Annotated in this window: 14 protein-coding genes; 2 read left to right on the plus strand and 12 right to left on the minus strand. The window is 47.5% G+C overall.

Annotation, left to right across the window (positions count from 1 at the left end):
• Positions 1-22: 22 nt before the first annotated feature.
• The 4 genes from KNP88_RS10165 to KNP88_RS10180 form a co-directional block, all read right to left on the minus strand.
• On the minus strand, positions 23-2,032 hold the full coding sequence (locus KNP88_RS10165) for a catalase (RefSeq protein WP_214893607.1): 2,010 nt from the start codon (positions 2,030-2,032) through the stop codon (positions 23-25).
• Positions 2,033-2,095: 63 nt separating this feature from the next.
• Entirely contained in the window at positions 2,096-2,284 is a 189-nt protein-coding gene (locus KNP88_RS10170; protein WP_214893609.1) for a hypothetical protein, read from the minus strand.
• A gap of 13 nt (positions 2,285-2,297) precedes the next feature.
• On the minus strand, positions 2,298-3,173 hold the full coding sequence (locus tag KNP88_RS10175; RefSeq protein ID WP_214893611.1) for an SDR family oxidoreductase: 876 nt from the start codon (positions 3,171-3,173) through the stop codon (positions 2,298-2,300).
• A 363-nt stretch (positions 3,174-3,536) separates the two neighbouring features.
• A complete protein-coding gene (locus KNP88_RS10180; protein ID WP_214893613.1) occupies positions 3,537-4,001 on the minus strand; it encodes an NUDIX hydrolase in 465 nt (154 codons plus the stop codon).
• 333 nt (positions 4,002-4,334) lie between these two features.
• Here KNP88_RS10180 and KNP88_RS10185 point away from each other — a divergent pair, with 333 nt between their 5' ends.
• Both KNP88_RS10185 and KNP88_RS10190 read left to right on the plus strand, forming a co-directional pair.
• The gene (locus KNP88_RS10185; RefSeq protein WP_088836827.1) at positions 4,335-5,069 is read left to right on the plus strand and encodes a peptidoglycan DD-metalloendopeptidase family protein; all 735 of its coding nucleotides are present in this window, start codon (positions 4,335-4,337) and stop codon (positions 5,067-5,069) included.
• Between the two features lie 410 nt (positions 5,070-5,479).
• On the plus strand, positions 5,480-6,409 hold the full coding sequence (locus KNP88_RS10190; protein WP_088836826.1) for a peptidoglycan DD-metalloendopeptidase family protein: 930 nt from the start codon (positions 5,480-5,482) through the stop codon (positions 6,407-6,409).
• Positions 6,410-6,455: 46 nt separating this feature from the next.
• On the opposite strand, the gene KNP88_RS10195 is transcribed toward KNP88_RS10190, so the two are convergent.
• The 8 genes from KNP88_RS10195 to KNP88_RS10230 form a co-directional block, all read right to left on the minus strand.
• Positions 6,456-7,562, minus strand: coding sequence for a glycerol dehydrogenase (locus KNP88_RS10195; protein ID WP_214893615.1), 1,107 nt, complete (start codon positions 7,560-7,562; stop codon positions 6,456-6,458).
• A 94-nt stretch (positions 7,563-7,656) separates the two neighbouring features.
• Entirely contained in the window at positions 7,657-8,484 is an 828-nt protein-coding gene (locus KNP88_RS10200) for a sugar phosphate isomerase/epimerase family protein (protein WP_214893617.1), read from the minus strand.
• Positions 8,432-9,430 (minus strand): DUF6005 family protein, encoded by a 999-nt coding sequence (locus tag KNP88_RS10205; protein WP_214893619.1) that lies wholly within the window; start codon positions 9,428-9,430, stop codon positions 8,432-8,434. Before KNP88_RS10205 ends, KNP88_RS10200 begins: the two co-directional genes overlap by 53 nt.
• Positions 9,430-9,684, minus strand: coding sequence for a phosphopantetheine-binding protein (locus KNP88_RS10210; protein WP_214767498.1), 255 nt, complete (start codon positions 9,682-9,684; stop codon positions 9,430-9,432). Before KNP88_RS10210 ends, KNP88_RS10205 begins: the two co-directional genes overlap by 1 nt.
• Positions 9,681-10,889 (minus strand): AMP-binding protein, encoded by a 1,209-nt coding sequence (locus KNP88_RS10215; RefSeq protein ID WP_214893621.1) that lies wholly within the window; start codon positions 10,887-10,889, stop codon positions 9,681-9,683. The genes KNP88_RS10210 and KNP88_RS10215 overlap by 4 nt, the downstream gene beginning before the upstream one ends.
• Positions 10,876-12,525: an IucA/IucC family protein gene (locus KNP88_RS10220; RefSeq protein ID WP_214893623.1), complete on the minus strand. Its 1,650-nt coding sequence runs from the start codon at positions 12,523-12,525 to the stop codon at positions 10,876-10,878. The genes KNP88_RS10215 and KNP88_RS10220 overlap by 14 nt, the downstream gene beginning before the upstream one ends.
• A complete protein-coding gene (locus KNP88_RS10225) occupies positions 12,482-14,209 on the minus strand; it encodes an IucA/IucC family protein (protein WP_214893625.1) in 1,728 nt (575 codons plus the stop codon). The genes KNP88_RS10220 and KNP88_RS10225 overlap by 44 nt, the downstream gene beginning before the upstream one ends.
• A 445-nt stretch (positions 14,210-14,654) precedes the next feature.
• Positions 14,655-15,572 carry an ABC transporter substrate-binding protein gene (locus KNP88_RS10230; RefSeq protein WP_214893627.1) on the minus strand — a complete coding sequence of 306 codons (918 nt, stop codon included), beginning with the start codon at positions 15,570-15,572 and terminating at the stop codon, positions 14,655-14,657.
• Between the last annotated feature and the right edge of the window lie 70 nt (positions 15,573-15,642).

The raw sequence follows: 15,642 nt of genomic DNA on the forward strand, positions 1-15,642 counted from the left end.
CGCTGGAGGTCCTTGACTATTCTTATTTCCGGTCCCAAAAACGTGCTTGGGCGATGCCTTCGATGAACGAATCAAAATGATCCAAGTTATGTTCTTTGAATAAGAAGACACCCGGCTGATCCGTTTCAACACGGCACTTATCGAGTACTGAGTCATCATGGAGATGTAACGCCAGCGGTTTAGCATGTTTATACGTGTTCTCGATAAATTCGAGCACGTCGTCCGCTACTTTTGAAGATGCGCTGATTAAGAATGCGGCGTCAAACAAACTTGAATCGACCGTATCATACGTTTCTTTTACTTTCATTTCACCTAGTGTATAGGCTTTTTTACCAATGAGGCTGTAATTGATGTTATGCTCCGCCAGTTTTTCGACCCACGCCTTCACCTGATTTGCATCCACGTCCCCTGCAAGCAACAAGGCGACACTGCGCGTATCCGTTTTTCGAATCGTATGTTCCATACTGAGGGCATCTGAGCGTTTCTCTGATTGAACCCCTTCATCCGTCGTCGGTACCGCAACGTCAATGTTCTCCGCAACCTCTTTCGCGAGGGCATGGTCGATATGATTCAGCAAATCGACGGCGTTCGCTTTGACGACATCAGATTCACACTTTCCGAGCTCGAAGCTGTAGGCATCACGAATGTGTTGTTGTTCAACAGCAGTCATGCTGTTGTAAAAGAGCTTCGCCTGTGAATAAAAGTCGAGGAAACTTTCACTCCGGCCACGCACTTTATGGCCGTCGACTTTTTCCTGGTAATGTTCAAAACCGCCTTCTTCGACCGGGACAGGCTCAGGCTGATTTTCATTCAAACCGTTTTTGTGATAGCTCGTCTGTCCTTTATGGACCGCCATCTGATGCATGCCGTCCCGCTGATTGTTATGGTACGGACAAACCGGCTGATTGATCGGGATTTGATGGAAGTTCGGTCCTCCGAGTCGGGACAACTGTGTGTCCGTATATGAGAATAACCGCCCTTGCAACAACGGATCATTTGAAAAATCAATTCCCGGAACGATGTGTCCTGGGTGGAACGCTACTTGTTCTGTTTCCGCAAAGAAATTGTCGACATTGCGGTTCAATGTCATTTTACCGACGAGTCGGACCGGTACTTCTTCCTCCGGCCATAGTTTCGTCGGATCGAGAATGTCAAAATCAAACTTGAACTCATCCTCTTCCGCAATCAATTGCAGTCCGAGCTCCCACTCCGGGAAATCCCCTTTATCGATTGCTTCATATAAATCAACGCGGTGGAAATCAGGATTTTTACCAAGTGCTTTTTGTGCTTCATCCCAGACTTGCGAATGAACACCAAGTTTTGGTTTCCAGTGGAACTTAACAAAGTGTGCCTTCCCTTGTGCGTTGACGAGTCGGAATGTATGGACGCCGAACCCTTCCATCATCCGAAGGCTCCGTGGAATTCCACGGTCACTCATCGCCCACATGACCGTATGTGCAGTCTCATGATTTTGACCGATGAAATCCCAAAACGTATCATGCGCGCTTGCGCCTTGCGGAACTTCCGTATGTGGCTCCGGTTTGACAGCATGGACGAAATCAGGAAACTTGATGGCATCTTGAATGAAGAATACCGGAATGTTATTCCCGACTAAATCGTAGTTGCCTTCATCCGTATAAAACTTCGTCGAGAAACCACGGACATCACGGACCGTATCTCCTGAACCGCGTGACCCTTGGACCGTCGAAAAACGGACGAAGACCGGTGTCGTTTTCGAGGGATCGTTCAAAAAGCCCGCTTTCGTAATCTCAGCTAGCGGTTCGTATACCTGAAATTCACCATGTGCCCCGACACCTCTAGCATGGACGATTCGTTCCGGAATCCGTTCATGGTCAAAGTGTGTCATTTTCTCTCTAAAGTGGAAGTCTTCAATCAATGTCGGTCCCCGTAGTCCTGCCTTTAGCGAAAATTCATCTTCCGCCATTTTCAACCCTTGATTCGTCGTCAGTCCCGCTTTTTTCGTGTTATCGATTTGGTGCGCCTTCATTTGTTCTTCTTTTTTATTCGTCATACTGTTACCTCCCCATAAGTAAAAGCAATCGGTGTCAATCAGCTAGTTAGGTCATCGCTGCCATTAATACGGTGTCGGATCTTCTTCTGGTGCATCCGGTATTTCAGTCGGTTCCGGGAACGTATCCGGCTCCGGCTGACGGATTGGATCTTCTTGCGGCGTGTCCGGAATTTCCGACGGTGGTGTTCCCGGCACTTCATTCGGTTCGTGATTCGGTTCGTGCTCCGGTACTTCGTTCGGATTCTTCTTCATAAAAAAGACCTCCTTATGATGTAATATAATCGCCGCCATTGATATGGATGGTTTGTCCTGTGACGTAACTTGCGTCGCGTGACGCGAGGTAAACATAAGCCGGAGCATTTTCTGAAGGTTGTCCCCGACGCTTCAGTAACGTGTCTTCCCCGTGCGCTTCGACCTTCTCTTTCGAGAACGTCGCCGGAATTAACGGTGTCCAAATCGGACCCGGTGCGACGGCATTGACACGAATGCCTTTTTCGACGAGGCTCGATGCAAGCGAACGTGTAAGCGTCGTAATCGCCCCTTTTGTCGCCGAATAATCGATCAACGTCGGTGCCCCGCGATAAGCCGTCACGGACGACGTATTGATGATTGTATCTTCTTCTTTCAGATGCGGCACGGCAGCCTGCGTCAAATAAAACATCGAGAAGATGTTCGTTTCAAACGTCTCCTGTAACTGGTCCGGTGTGATGTCTAAAAAATCATCTTGCGGAAATTGTTTTCCTGCGTTGTTGACGAGAATATTCAGTTGACCGAATTCCTCAAGTACCTGATCAATGATTGGTTTTGCGTTTTCCGGTCGGCTGACGTCTTTCGCAAATGCAAGGGCCTTAACTCCGTACCCTTCGATTAACTGCTTCGTTTTTTCCGCGTCCTGTCCTTCATTTAAGTAAACGATCGCGATATTTGCGCCTTCTTTTGCGTAAGCGACCGCGACGGCGCGACCAATCCCGCTGTCACCGCCAGTGATGAGCGCGACTTTCCCTTTCAGCTTCCCCGAGCCGACATACTCGGGATCGTCATAAATCGGTTCAGGATTCATTTCGGACTCAATTCCTGGTTGATGATCTTGTGTTTGCCCTTTTGCTTCTTCATGCATATCCCTCAGTTGCTTTTCGCGCATCTCACTCATCCCCTCTACTGTGATAATTGACTTCCTTAGTTAACATTCCCTTGCCATGTATGAATAAACGTCATTCCATAAAAAAAATCCCCTTCAAAAAGGGGATAACAGACTACAGACAAACTCTTATGAAGCGTGAACAGGCTATAAAAAGAGGCAATTCGTTTGCGCTGCCTTATCTCGCCTCGTCTCCAAAGCTGCAAGGTCGCGACCGATTGCTTTTCGCGGCTCTAAGCGATTCGAGACGACTTGCGCCTCGCTCGGGGAAAGCAACGAAAAAAGACGCTTAATCTCCCAATCGCCCGTTGTCTACAGCCAGAATCTCCTTCAAAAAAGTGTGCATACAAGTCTTACTCCAGGAATTCATTCTTTTATCAGACGGTCCCACTCACCTGTCTTCAGCATCGTTTTTAACTGTAGGGGATAGAATTCGATCGTTGGCAATTCGTCGATCGGGACGAACCGGTAAATCAGTTCCTCGCCCTCGACACCGTAAAAATCTTCCGTCGTCACATTGATCTCATCTAACAACTCGACTTCGTAATAAAAACCGACTTCATGAAAAGCGACGTCTTCATATGTAAAGAAATTTTCGTGAACGCACAAAAAACGTTTAACTTGTGCTTCTAATCCTAATTCTTCTTTGATTTCACGGACAACCGCTGTCTCCCCACTCTCCATCAGTTGAATCCGCCCTCCGGCTAAGGCCCAAAAATCATCTCGAATATTCCGATGGATTAAGAGGCACCCTTCCTTGACGATCACGGCAGCCGCCCGATGATTGAATCGTTGCTTCTCAAATTTAAAGTTAATATCCAACTGTTTCACACTCCTTTGTTATGTTTCGATACGATATCACAATTCCCCATAATTGACTTTGTAATAAAAAAGTCAAACAGATGACATGGATGAACCCTCGTCTCAAGGGATTGCGTAATTATTCAAAAATAAAGATTACAATATATATTATCTAGAGATATTTTAGAAATAAAATTGAAATATCGATTTGTAAATTCCGAATGCTATACTCGGTTTGTTCGAAAGCACCACTCATTCTACTAACTCAATCTACTCTATATACAACACAACCTATTTAATGACTCAGTCATTTCATTTTTCATTAACCCGTCACTTTGTTTTCACATCAGGAGGATTTACAACATGAAACGTATTTTGACAACTATGACGATGAGCGCACTTGTCGTTTCAGGATTTGCAGCTACGGGTACAGGTAAGGTTGAAGCGGCTGGAACTTCTTATAAAGTAAAAGTCATGGCAGACGGACTTCGCGTTCGGACCGGCCCTTCAACAAAATACCGAATCATCGGAGGCGTCAACTCGGGCCAAACGTTTAAGTACCTTGGACGTAAAGGAAACTGGACGAAAATCATCTACGGTGGAGAAAAACGCTACGTATACTCAGGATACGTTAAAAAGTACAGCCTCAAGTCTAAAACAAGCACTGCAAAAAAAGCATCCGTCTCGTCTAGCTTCATTCGCCCGACAAGCGGGACTCTGACGCAACGCTATGGCAATGCAAGCGGCCGCTACGGATATACGTTCCATAACGGTGTCGACTTCGGAGCGAAGACAGGAACTCCTGTCTATGCGACAGCCACTGGGAAAGTCATCTCCTCAAAATATCAAGGCGCGTACGGAAACTACATCATGATGTCACATAAGGTGAACGGTTTAACCTACACAAGTGTTTATGCCCACCTCAATTCACGTAAAGTTTATGCGGGTCAAACGATTGCAAAAGGAACGAAGATCGGAACAGTCGGTAGCACAGGTAATGCGTTCGGTGCTCACCTTCACTTCGAACTTCATCGTGGCAGCTACGTCTACAGCAGCTCTTCAGCCGCAAGTAGTGTCAACCCACTCAACTTACTTTAAACCAAAGAAAGGCACCTCTAATCAGGTGTCTTTTTTGTTTGGATTCCTATTTTGAAAACTTAAAAAATTTTTTAAACATCAAAATTACAAAAATTAAAATTTTAAAAAATACTATTATTTCCATTTCAACTTTATCTTAAACGACCTCAACTTGTCACACTTTTTTATTAATTCCCCAGTGTATGAACATTTTTTAAACATCTAAAATGTGTTGATATATATAGAAAAACCAATAAATGTCATACGTTATTTTTGGATAGCTTAAATATATTCTATTGAAACATTTCCGAAATGTTAATGTAATATTTAAACATTTTAAGTAATGTTATACTCATTTATGAAATTTAGTAGAACATATTTTCAACAAACAACTGACCTATCGTGTTGATTTTCAAGGAGGACATACATAGATGAACAAATTATTAACGACTTTAACAGTATCTGCCATTGCAGTAGCTGGACTGACAACATTTGCAGTCCCGAAAGTCGATGCTGCGACAACTTACTATAAAGTTAAAGTCATGGATGACGGTTTACGCGTCCGGACCGGCCCCTCTACTTCATCAAGCGTCATTACGGGTGTTGCTAAGGGAGAAACCTACAAGTATCTCGGGCGTACCGGCAACTGGACAAAAATTTTATACGGGTCAAGTAAAGTTTATGTTTCTTCGTCTTATGTCAAAAAATATTCAGTCACACGTTATTATAAAATCAAGGTAATGGCGGATAACCTTCGTGTCCGTACAAGTTCTTCGACAAGCAGCCAGCAGGTCGGTTCGGTCGATAGTGGAGAAACGTACCGCTACCTCGGCAAAAAAGGCGACTGGATTAAGTTCCTTTATAATGGCGATAAGCGTTATGTGCACGCCGACTATGTAAAAAAATACGCGGTCTTAAAATTAACGAATTCAGGTGCTAGTAAAGCCTCAAAAGATTTCGTCACACCGACAAGCGGACCGATTACACAAGGTTACGGGGCAGCGAGCGGCGTTTACGGTTATACGTTCCATAACGGCATCGATTATGGTGCAGCAAAAGGAACGCCCGTCTATGCGACAGCTGCCGGTAAAGTCACGACGTCTAAAAACTACGGCGCGTACGGGAACTACATCATGATGACTCATACAATTGACGGATCTTCCTTCACAAGCCTCTATGCTCACTTAAACAGCCGGAGCGTCTCTGTCGGTCAAACGGTCTCGCAAGGACAACTGATCGGAACGGTCGGCGAAACAGGGAATGCTTTCGGAGCACACCTTCATTTCGAGCTTCATCGTGGTACATATGTCTACAGCGCAACCTCCGCTGCAAGCAGTGTCAATCCGCTCGATTACTTATAAGACAACACCCCCGACCACATCCGGTCGGGGGTGTTTGTTTTCTGACTCATTTTAATTTTGCTTGATAGGCTTTCGAGTAACGGTCCGCGGCGATGATCGCATCAGCCACTTCTTCCGCCGTCACGTCGAATCCATCATGGATTGTCTCACCATCTGCCGTCGCCGCTTCCCCGACTTTCAAGATGTCGTCGCGCGAGGCATCTTTGAGTTTGACGTCTTCGAGCGTGACCGGTAACCCGAGATCCATATAAAATGCGATATACCGCTCGATTTCTTCTTGATTGTGTTGCTCAAGCGCCAGCTGGACGAGCGTACCGAATGCAACTTTTTCCCCGTGCGTCAAGTGGTGGATGTCACCGTCAAGTGCTGTAAAGCCGTTATGAATCGCGTGTGCCGCGGCTAGTCCCCCACTTTCGAAACCAAGTCCACTCAGTAACGTATTCGCTTCGACGACTGCTTCAAGAGCCGGCGTGACGACTTTTGCTTGAACCGACTCATACGCGAGTCGACCATGTTCGAACAAGACTTCCTCACAGCGTTTCGCGATTGCTTCTGCCGCAATCGTCGGCCGACCACCTGCCATTGTCTTCCCGCCGAATGCGATGACACTTCTGACCTCGACCCAGGTCGCGAGCGCGTCGGCAATCCCGGACGCGAAGAATCGCGCCGGTGCTTCCGAGATCAGCTTCGTATCGACGAGGACAAGATCGGGATTCTTTTTATAGAAGCGATAGCTCTCAAAAATCCCGGCGTCTGAATAAATGACTGATAACGCGCTCGTCGGTGCATCGGTCGAAGCAATCGTCGGCACGATGACGACAGGCACCGTCAGTTCGTCTGAGACGGCTTTCGCCGTATCCAGCGTCTTCCCGCCGCCGACCCCGACGACAAAGCGGACGTCCGCTTCTTTCGCCTGCTTCGTGATCCGTTCGACTTCATGGCGCGATGCTTCGCCGCTAAAATCGACTTGTTCGATACCAATTTTTTCTGTTTCAAAGGAGTCATGAATCCGTTGCCCGACGATTTTAAAGACGACATCGTCTGCGATCAACAGAGCTTTGTCACCGAACGGGCTCACGTATGTACCGAGCCGGTCGATGACGTTTTTTCCTTGGACGTACTTGCTTGGGCTGATGAAGACACGTTCTGACATAATCAACATCCTTTCCGAGAAAACACGAAACAATGACGTACACAATAGTGTTTCCCTGTTCGCGCCGCTTCTTAAACGCTGATCTGTATGACCATTACATGAACTGCAGTTGTGATTTTTCTAATACATCGCGTACTTTACGACAATCTGTTTTTAATTGTTCATCCGGACTATCACCGAACCATTCAAGACTGGCCGTTTTCAATGTTAACGCTTGCTTCAGTTCTTCGAAAAATCTTTCGTAATCAATGATTCCATCAAACAGCGGTACCATACCGTCACGTGTTCCACCTGCCGCATATACGTTTGCCGGATTAAAGACTTCGAATTGATCCGTTCGGGCAATGGACTTCAAGTGAAGATGTTCGATGACTGGTTCAAGACGACGGTAAGCAGTGACCGGATCAGCACCTGATTCGACGACATGCAACACATCAAAGTTCAGCCGGCAAGCCGGATGGTTCACTTCGCGTACTAACCGTTCCGTCGATTCAATCGTGTCCGCTGCCGTATTTGGATGAATTTCAATTAACAGCAGTTGCTTGCTTTGATCTAGAACCTTACAAACGCCCTGCAACTGATAGACGAGCCGGACCCGTTCCGGTTCGGTCAACTGCTGACTTGACTTGTTGCCCGCAAAAATCCGAATACGCCTTGTTCCGATTCGTTGTCCTATACGGGATAGCGCTTTCGTCTGTTCAAGCAACACCGATAATGGTGCGTCAAACGATAGATAATGACTCAGCATACTGACCTCTATAGGATGGTCGCGTAAACGCAATATTTCATCGTCCTGTAAATGCTTCGCATGAACCCCCCAAACATCTAACGCATCAAACTGCTCCGCCAATGCGTAGGATAATAAGTCGTCAAACGAGCGGAGATGATGGCGATAGCTGATGGTACACAGTGCAATTTTCATCTGTTTCCCCTTCTTTCCGGCAGTATTCGTTAAATAATCCGATGAGCTGTTGTTTGATCGTATCTTCTAAGATCGCCTGATCTGCGAGCAACGCTTGAATCTCAGTCAAAACAGCTGGATCGCACGTCATACTGTATTTAATTGTCCGATGCTGGATGACAGTATATTGATTGACGAGTCGTTCGATTCGATCACACCACCCGTCGAAATCGGAAGAGCCTAAATCGAGACCTAACTGTTCATAAAAATAAGCAAAAGCATGTTCATAGGCATATTTACGGATCGCGATGACCGGAAGTTGTTTTAGCGCAGAAGGTAAGCGATTTGGTGTTTTCTTATGATGCAAGACAATTTTTCCGACTGCTTCCGTCAACGGGTGGTGCCGCTTGAGACCACTCATGAAGTAAGCTGCGACCGTTTCCCGATCCGGAAGTTTGACGTGACTCCCGTCAAACCAGAACCCTCCGGCGACAGTCGGCTGATCGATTGCCTGGATGACCCGTACGCGATCCATTTCACCTTCATATCTAAAATCCGGGTCCATCATCCGCCATGTCTCTTCGTCATCCGTTGGTTCAAGCATCACATAATGTGGAAACACGTCATGGTGAAACTTGTTTTCCCGCTCCGGTAACTGCGCGAGATCCAGCATGACGATAATCGATTGTTCCGGTCGTTTCGTTTTCATGAGTCGTTCGAGGTTCATGATATTCGTAGCCCGTGACAGGGTCCGGTCATACCACTGATGGACTGTGATCCCGTACAGTAAACGGTACCACTCGAGCATCGCTTCATGATTAATCTCCGGGGCATGATGCGATAAAACAAAATCGGACGTCAAGCCAAAGTCGGCGTCCCAAATCCCGAAATAATACGGATGATGATCTGCTTGCGACCGTTTGATTGTTTCACAGACACAACTGACGAGACAGTGAACTTTTATCATCAAAGCACCTCCTTTTTTGTTAGCGCAGCTAAGAACATTTCAACCGTCATCTGTGGAAGCTGTCCGAGTTGCTCGTCGGCTAGAACGAGACCGTATTCAAGCTCCAAATGAACGAGCAACTGCAACAATCGCATCGAATCCAGTTGCAGTTCATCGCGAAGCCGCTCCTGTCCCGTCACTTCCATCGGTAAGATGACATCGAGTTGCGCCTCGACGATTTGATGAAATGTCTGCTGGTCGAGGAAGGAACTCATGACGTCACCCCCAGTCGGATTCGACTGATTTTTCCGTTCGGCAGTTTTTTTATTTCCGTAACAAACGTCCAGTCAGTCGGACATTGATGTGGAGCAAGATGCGCATGGCAAAACGAACGTAATGTCTCCTCGGTCGCCGAACTGACGATCTGGACACAGACTCGTTCGCCTTGCAGACGATCACTTTTCTTAAAGACGACGGCTTCGTTGACGTCGGCGCGACGTAGTAATACATCTTCAACATCTGCTGGATAAACGGATAGACCAGATACATTTATCATTTCGTCCAACCGGCTGAAAAAGAACAATTCGCCGTTTTCCGACGCTCCGACCAAATCCTTCGTCCCCGTCCAGGTTCCATCTGATTCGACCAGCAATTCAGCCGGTTGATTTATAGTTCCAGCCTCCGTTTGAAGATGTGGTAACGGATAGCCGATCGCCTGCGCTGTTTTCGGATTAGGGTGTAATGCGATGCAACCGGTTTCTGAGCATCCGTATTGCTGTAAAAGATGATCGGTCACGTCCTGAATCGCTTCAAACCAACTATTCGGCAACGTCATACCGGAAATCATCACTGCAAATAGCCGCTGCTTAAATTGACTGAGCAGATAGACAAGCCCCGGTCCTGCATACAAAATCGCATCCGGATGTGCCCGACAGACACGCAAGACATGTCGCGGTGCCGTATGTTCGAGAATGACGGGTACTGCCCCCCGATATAGCGTCGCCATGACACCGCAAATCAAGCCGAATGAATGTGATGTCGGACAGGCAACAATCGTTCCTGTTGCATGCGGTAACGGAAAACATTGATTGTATGCTGTCACTTCTTGTTCAATCGACAACCATGTCCGGTGAATCACTTTCGCCTCTCCGGTCGTACCGGAGCTGAATTGAATCATACCTCCCGGACGAGGTTTTGCCTGCGTCAATCGAACCGGTTGTTGAAAATCACCATAAATTAAAAAGTCACACCCTGCTCGTTCCGCCATATCGCGTGCACCGGCTTCCGGTAAGTCCGGATGAAGCGGCACGACCGTTCCTTGTGTTCTTTTCATAAGTAAACAAAAGGCAATCCAGGCCGCCGTGTCTTTAGTACAAACTGCAACAACTGTAGTCCCGGGGTCAGCGAGCCAACTTAACTGGCAAACGGGATGATCTGTCAGCATTTGTTCGGTATAAAGCGTCTCTTCAATGTATAACATGCGTTTCGCTTCCCTTCTGCGTCCTTGTATATAATGTATTGCAAACAAGATGCCGGCACTGCCCTATCTCGAATTTACGCGCGAAGAGGGACTCCGTGTACATGGTCGGTTCGCCGAATCCTAAGACGGCAAAGCGATCCGGCGACAGCTCGAGTCGGTCGAGTACCGCGGCAGCCCATTTGAAAAACGTTGTTTCTTTCAAGCCGTACTTGTCCTCCAACTGATGCGATAATTGCGTCAAATGAAATACAAATACCGTATCGCTGACGAGCTCGCGCAATGCCTCGACGTCTTTCATTTCGTAATATGTCCCGACTGGCGAATTAAAAGCGGGATGGACGGTCTTAAAATCAGGTACCTCCTCCGGATGCCGGACAAATTTCCCGACATATTCGACGCTATCATGAAAATCCCGCAGAATCAGTCGCGTTGGCCAGCCGTCTTTTAACACGAGTAAACTATTTTGGGCATGTGCTTCGAGAGCAAGCCCTTCTTCGGCGACGAGACGGAAGACCGGTTGTAAATAAACGGTCAGAAACTGTTTTACCCACTGTTCCATCCCGTATTTCTTGAACCACGGGTCAAGAAACAGTTCCCCGTTCGCTTCGTTGAGGGCAAGCGCCGTAAAAGGGATGACTGTTTCCTCAGCTGTGACATTCGTCAGGACATTGTCGCGATAGAGACATCCGATACGCCCTGATAATTTTCCGTCCTTCGTCTCGACGACCTGACTGGCGAATTCGCGGAGCAACGTTACGGGAAGCTTTTCCGCTCTTCTGATCAGCCAATCGGATAACACCGGTGCCGCAACAATGCTCGGGACGTCAAACGTCCGTCTCGCCGACGTCTGGATGAGATCAAGCGGGAGCTTAATATGCGGAGCATCCGGTACGCCTGGTTGGAAAACAGTCCGGATTGATTGAGTCGCTTGAAACAGGGGACCGCTTTCTCCAAGGTCAATGCCGCCCGACTCGAGGACGTCCATCCCGACGCATCTCCATTGCCACGGGTGGACCGGAACAATTTGATAATCGGCGGAATCATTTGTTGCGCGGATTAGAAGTACATTTAAGCACTCAAGGGTCGCTTGACCGAATGCCTGTTCCATCACGCCATTCATTTGTGTCATGTGGACAGTAGTAGCCGGAAGTGCGACGAACCGTAAACGAAACCGCTGTCCTGACTCCGGTCCATATCGCCAATGATCGGCGCGCGAAAATCCGATGCGGGACTTGAAGCATGGATGATACGGATGTCCTTCGATTAACGCCTGCTCTAAAGCACTGTATGTCATTTGCGTTCGTGCAACGATGGGGACGGGACAGCTCTCATCAAGCGCGACCGTTTGCTCGAGCTCTTGCCTAAGCGAATCCTTAATTTGAAAACACGCGATGATTTGCGCCAGTGTCATCGGTTGAACTTGATTGTTTTTGGTCAGCACACCTGTAGAAAGTTCGAGCCAAATCCGGTCAAATGCCCCACGCCTCCCGTTAATCGTCAGTTCATACGGGGGACGGATGAATCGAAACGTCGCATTGCCGTCTTGTCGCGGATGTTCACTGAACGGCTCGATCCGTTCGAATAAAAGTGCTTCAAGAAGTTGTTTGCAGACACGTTGTTCGCTCGTTTGCCTCATGAGGGACCTCCCGTTGTAATGGATTAGCGATTTCAATAAAGTTGACCCGTTCCCCGCTGACTTCCAGCTCGTCGAGTGCATGCAGACGCGTCAGCAAGTTCGCCTTGTACGGTAGCGTCTGACGTGAGCGGACATAGTGAATCCAGTCTTGAGCCGGACCCGACAATGTTTGCTGTCGTTGATCAAGCCAAGTTCCGAGCCAATCGAGCATGTCCTGTTCCCGTAAGAGTCCGTCTCGGTCAAAACGGTGAAGCAGTCCGCCCAAATGGTTCCAGACCATGTAATACGTTAACCGTTCCTCAATCGTCGACTCGTCATAAAACAGTTCTCGTGCCTGATCCAATGATGGTTCCAAAGACAATAATTTCTCTTCGCAGGACAGGGCGAGATAATACCCTTGGTTATCGCGGAACTGATAACGGATAGGCCGTCCCTGTTCAACAGTAATCAGGCTGTTTTGTTGGTGTGCCTCAAGCGCGATGCCGTAGTTGTCGTACACCTCGAGCAACGCCCCGAGTGTCAGTTCGATATACGTTGCAAACCAGTCCCATGCAGCTTCTTCCAATGACTGATCCGCTTGTTTCGCTTCGAGGACGAGCGACATCAAAACGGAAGGTTCATTGTCCAGCGGTTCCTGGACGAGTGCAGCGACATTGACCGCGTCGGCTTGTGCTTCCCGGTAAATTACTTCAAAACCGGATTCTTCCGTATCCGTCCAAAGTGTGGCGTATGCCGGATCATGCGTAATTGAAAATCCTCGGGGCAACGTCAAATGCCCGGCGAGACGTTTCATGACTATCCCTGCCGTTAGTTCATGTCGTTTGTTGACTCGTCGTGAATTCGTTACCTGGACGGGAATTGAAAACTTCAACATGTGCAGGCCGTCGGTATGTAAAACCGTCCGGATTGAAGATGTCGCATAATACAGTGGACCGAGCTGCCCGAGGTGGCGAATCCGTCCGTGTGCCACTAATGCTTTAACAGTCGTTTGCGTCAACAAAAACTGAGTTTGCAGAGGGTGTGCCGGCAGAAGCGCTTCCCCAGCTGAAAGTTTTACCGTTGATTCGAGTTGCTTGCACATCTGCTCACTGATCAGCCGATCCGTCGCACTTTCCTCAATCAGTAAAGTCCGATCGACGGCAAAATAATCGAGTTGGAAACCGTTTTTAAAGTCCGGAGCATATGCGATTTGTTCCCAGTCATGCATTCCCACCCGACTTTTCGGCGTCGGGTGAAACCAATGTCCGAACCGAACTGTCTGTTCATGTTCAAGGAATGTCTGAGCTCGCGTCGTCTCGTCCAACTGATGTGTGATGATTTGACACATTACCCGATGGCTATCGAGGACCCGGTATAGTAAATCCGTTAATCCCGGTACAAGCCGTTGAAGATGTTGGCAACACGCTATGATGAAGACAAGAGGTGCTTCTTCCACCAATCCGCTCGGAGTCTGGCGATAAATCCGCCCGATTTCATGTCGTCCAATGCGTGAACGATGACGGATTTCGAGGATATAGACTGTTGTCACATCAATTCGGCAACCACTCTTACCGCACTTCTCTCTCTCCTCCTCTTTCGGAATGAACCAATCAACTGTTTTGACTTCACGGAGATAACTATTCGCAAATGCCTGGAGCGTTGCCCGGGTTGCAATCTCATCGATACGTTCTTGTCGTGTTGTCATGACTGCCACTATCCTTCCATCAATTGATAACGATTCTCATTGTAAGAAAAGAGAAAAACGGGTTTCCCCGTTCCAGCGTGTAAACAAACTCTTATGAAGAGTGGACATGCTATATCGAAAAGCGACCAGTTCGCGCGTCCCTGTCTCGCCTCGTCTTCAAAGCGATTCAAGACAGATTGCGATCTAAATCGTTTGCATACCTGGCTTTCCGTCACGATATTACCTTAAAAGTGTCACGTTTCGTTGACTCCTACGGGAAAAAGTGCGTTTTTAATGCACTGTTAGAGGCAGGCAAGACCCTGCTCGTTGTCCGATAGGATCAAGGAGCAACGGCTTGCGCCTCGCCCGAGGAAAGCAACGAAATAAGACGCTTTTTGCTCCCGATAGCACTTTGTCTACAGTTTGAAACAGGTTTCCCCCGTTCCTCTTCCTGCTCTGTAATTGATTATTTCAGTAAGACGTCTTCCAGTTCTTTTAACCCTTTTTCACGTTCAATCGGATCCCAAAAGCCCCATGTCGTTGATAGCTGATGAACTTGATCTTTTTTAACTGCCGTTAATCCTTTCCAAACCTTTCCGTTTGTTACTTCATCGTAGTAAGGACCGCTGCTGAAGTAGGACAAATCGATGATATGGTCCGGATTGTATTTCGCCAATCCTTCGATGGAAATGTTCTCCCCGAAATCTTTTGGTAAACCTTTCGTCGGTGTTAATCCGATATCGTCAAACAACAATGAATTTGTCGCATGATTTGTCAGACCGTAAACGCGAATATCTTTTTTATTGACCGATACGGCCATAAACGTTTCGTCTTTGACACTGTCCTTGATGCGTTGTCCGATACTCTTCGCTTCTTCCGACAAGTCATCGATGACTGCCTGCCCTTCCGCTTTTTTGTTGACAGCTTCCGCAACTTTCAAATGATCTTCTTTCCAGTCCCCGCCGACTTCGACTGCGACAGTCGGAATCGTTTTTGCCAGTTTATCGTAAAGTGGTTTGTAACGGTCGCTGATGATCAGTAAGTCCGGATTGAGCTTAACGATTTCTTCCGGATTAATTTCGTCGGCATATGGTAAGGTTTTCGTTCCTTGCAGTTCTTCCGTCAAGTGGGGCGGAAACTCATTGTCATACGCCATGACCGCATACGGTTTAACGCCAACTGAAACAAGTGAGCCTTCCCATGAGACGTGCGATAAGACGACGACCTTCTTCGGATTATCCGGAACTTCTGTTTTCCCGAAAATATGTTCGACCGTATGGACGGCTGTTTTCTGCTTAGCCGGCTGTTCGCTTGCTTCCCCTCCACATGCAGCTAAAACTGCACATGTCGCAAGGACTGATGTTACCCCTATGATTTTTTTCATTATTTTCTTTTCTCCTCTCAAACTCGTTCTTCATTAGTAATGATAATCATTATCACTTAAAAACGACATG

The sequence above is a fragment of the Exiguobacterium sp. H66 genome (genome assembly GCF_018618705.1).
GTDB classification, from domain to species: Bacteria; Bacillota; Bacilli; order Exiguobacteriales; family Exiguobacteriaceae; genus Exiguobacterium_A; species Exiguobacterium_A oxidotolerans.

Bases quoted from the DNA above. Each gene is read 5' to 3' on its own strand.
- KNP88_RS10165 (WP_214893607.1), bottom strand. From the start codon at position 2,032: ATGACGAATAAAAAAGAAGAACAAATGAAGGCGCACCAAATCGATAAC.
- KNP88_RS10170 (WP_214893609.1), bottom strand. From the start codon at position 2,284: ATGAAGAAGAATCCGAACGAAGTACCGGAGCACGAACCGAATCACGAA.
- KNP88_RS10175 (WP_214893611.1), bottom strand. From the start codon at position 3,173: ATGCGCGAAAAGCAACTGAGGGATATGCATGAAGAAGCAAAAGGGCAA.
- KNP88_RS10185 (WP_088836827.1), top strand. From the start codon at position 4,335: ATGAAACGTATTTTGACAACTATGACGATGAGCGCACTTGTCGTTTCA.
- KNP88_RS10190 (WP_088836826.1), top strand. From the start codon at position 5,480: ATGAACAAATTATTAACGACTTTAACAGTATCTGCCATTGCAGTAGCT.
- KNP88_RS10195 (WP_214893615.1), bottom strand. From the start codon at position 7,562: ATGTCAGAACGTGTCTTCATCAGCCCAAGCAAGTACGTCCAAGGAAAA.
- KNP88_RS10200 (WP_214893617.1), bottom strand. From the start codon at position 8,484: ATGAAAATTGCACTGTGTACCATCAGCTATCGCCATCATCTCCGCTCG.
- KNP88_RS10205 (WP_214893619.1), bottom strand. From the start codon at position 9,430: ATGATAAAAGTTCACTGTCTCGTCAGTTGTGTCTGTGAAACAATCAAA.
- KNP88_RS10210 (WP_214767498.1), bottom strand. From the start codon at position 9,684: ATGAGTTCCTTCCTCGACCAGCAGACATTTCATCAAATCGTCGAGGCG.
- KNP88_RS10215 (WP_214893621.1), bottom strand. From the start codon at position 10,889: ATGTTATACATTGAAGAGACGCTTTATACCGAACAAATGCTGACAGAT.
- KNP88_RS10220 (WP_214893623.1), bottom strand. From the start codon at position 12,525: ATGAGGCAAACGAGCGAACAACGTGTCTGCAAACAACTTCTTGAAGCA.
- KNP88_RS10225 (WP_214893625.1), bottom strand. From the start codon at position 14,209: ATGACAACACGACAAGAACGTATCGATGAGATTGCAACCCGGGCAACG.
- KNP88_RS10230 (WP_214893627.1), bottom strand. From the start codon at position 15,572: ATGAAAAAAATCATAGGGGTAACATCAGTCCTTGCGACATGTGCAGTT.